This is a genomic window from Microbulbifer okhotskensis (genome assembly GCF_023895975.1).
GTDB lineage: Bacteria > Pseudomonadota > Gammaproteobacteria > Pseudomonadales > Cellvibrionaceae > Microbulbifer > Microbulbifer okhotskensis.
Genome location: NZ_JALBWM010000254.1, coordinates 1 through 1994 on the forward strand (window position 1 = coordinate 1; position 1994 = coordinate 1994).

The following is a 1994-nucleotide window of genomic DNA, read 5'->3' on the forward strand; positions in this document are numbered from 1 at the left end:
TTCTAGGTCTATTCTGTTCGTTTTTACACCGATTTATATGGGACAGCCCTGGGGGGGGAGCGCAACAGTTCGTCGCGCAAAATGTCGGCTACCGTTTCCAGCATGGCATAAAAGGCGGGCAGGGTGGCGGCGTCCTTTTTCGAGAAGCAGGCAACTTCTGCCTGTGTATCTGCGACACGCTTGTGGAAGGAGAGGCTCTCCTTATCTGAAATAGGGAAAAAGTTTGACTGGGGTCGTAGCTTGATTTCCAGACCATGTTCGCGCAGATTCAAGTCTTCGATAATTTTTGGGTTTAGCAGGCTAACGGTGTAGCTTGCCACAGAGTTTCGGAACCCTGGGTGGAACTCTTCAGTAACGGCAGCGCCGCCAACGATAGACCGGCGCTCAAGAATTGTGACATTCCCCCCCGCTTTAGCTAAATAACAGGCGCAGACTAAGCCATTATGGCCACCGCCAATAATCAAAAAACCCTTCATTATTATTCTCTGAGTGGATAAAGATCAGCCCCAATTGTTGCCAAAAAAACTGCAAAAATAAAGGGGCGATAAGGATCCTTTGAGTCAGGGTGAAATTTTAACAGGAGTATTGCGGAGTAATTCAACAGACCCTAAACAGGGTTTTGCCGTAGATCCACTGATTTGTTTGATACCTTTATCTTTAAAATAATTGGAGTCTGAGCAATTATTGGGAGGATAGGTTCTGAATATTATTGAGTGAGAAAGGTAAATTTAGGGGTACTTAACAATATACTGGCTCACTTTATGAGACGGCAAGACAGTAGCGCGTTTAAAGGTAGCAAGCAATTCTGTGCAAAACTGACTACACAGATAGGAGTCGAATGGGCTAGAGTAGTTTTACTGCCGAATAAGGCTCAATGACAGGATTCCCCCCCTGGCGTAGGTAATAGATCCAGTCAGCATTCCTCATTAGATTCCCCGTCCTCGTTGAGCCTTAGGTAAATAAAGGACTCGCTGGGTGTATCGGCTCTCCACTTGATTCCACCTGCGATCTTGTTAGTCGTTCTATCTGCTTGTTTCAAACTTAAGTCCCATGAAGAGTACGGCTATAACCGTCGCTGAGGTCGGTCGTTGATCTGGTTCTGACAAAAACTGCCGTAGTTTTCTCATGAGCAGCGGGCCCAATTCTTCTTGGCAGCGTGATCTTCACCATTGCCAATCACTGTAGGGTTGATGCTGGCTATAGTTAGCCTTTAGTCTGACCGATTTTCCTGCCTGGCGCTGAGATTTGAGCGTGGCTTGCATCGTATCGTTGCTCTAAGTATATAAGTGCAGAGTAGTGGAAATGAGGCGTTGTTTTGCAGTATTTCCTGTAATTCAATAGAGAATGGATATTAGGGCTAAAGAGCGCAAAGGCGAAAAATATTTGGGTGAGAGGATACCCCCCTATGAGTCAGCCCAGATTATATACGTGAAGCGGGTAGAAGCATGGGATGGTAGTTAGTGCAGTAGAGAAAGATCCCAGTTTGCTATTCCAGCCGGTGAGAGATTAGCTTTGGCAGTATAGGCTTATACTCCATTTGGCGTGATTACCGTTTCCCCAAATTACAATTCCAAACTTTATTCTCATTAAATTAGCTATTCTGTCTCGCGATTTTTTAGAACTTTTAAGTGATAATTATTTTCTCGGTTAATTGAGGTGTGAGTGTACGTGTTACAGTTTTTTCATTAATCCAGTATTGAGGTTAATGGCATTAATAATTAAGTAATTGTTGTATTAATTGTTGGTCCGCTCTGTATATCCTCTGGTTGATGTCTGTTTAATATTTTTATCTTTGTTGGCGCCTGAAGTTTGGTATGGCTGCAGGAAAATAGATGTTTATATGCTCTTGATTGGTATGTAAATGAAATTTCAGTGGAAGAAAAGAAAGTTCAACATATTACTCTCAAGGCTCAGGTTTGTAAAATCAGGCAGTTCCTTAACAATACTTCGGACAGTTTTAGGGGCGAAATAGGTAGGAACCACGGCCAGATACT

General features: G+C 43.4%; 1 protein-coding gene. It reads right to left on the minus strand.

Translation table 11 applies throughout. The features are described 5' to 3' along the window. Positions 1-23: 23 nt before the first annotated feature. Positions 24-476, minus strand: coding sequence for a phytoene desaturase family protein (locus tag MO867_RS21770; RefSeq protein WP_252473060.1), 453 nt, complete (start codon positions 474-476; stop codon positions 24-26). Between the last annotated feature and the right edge of the window lie 1518 nt (positions 477-1994).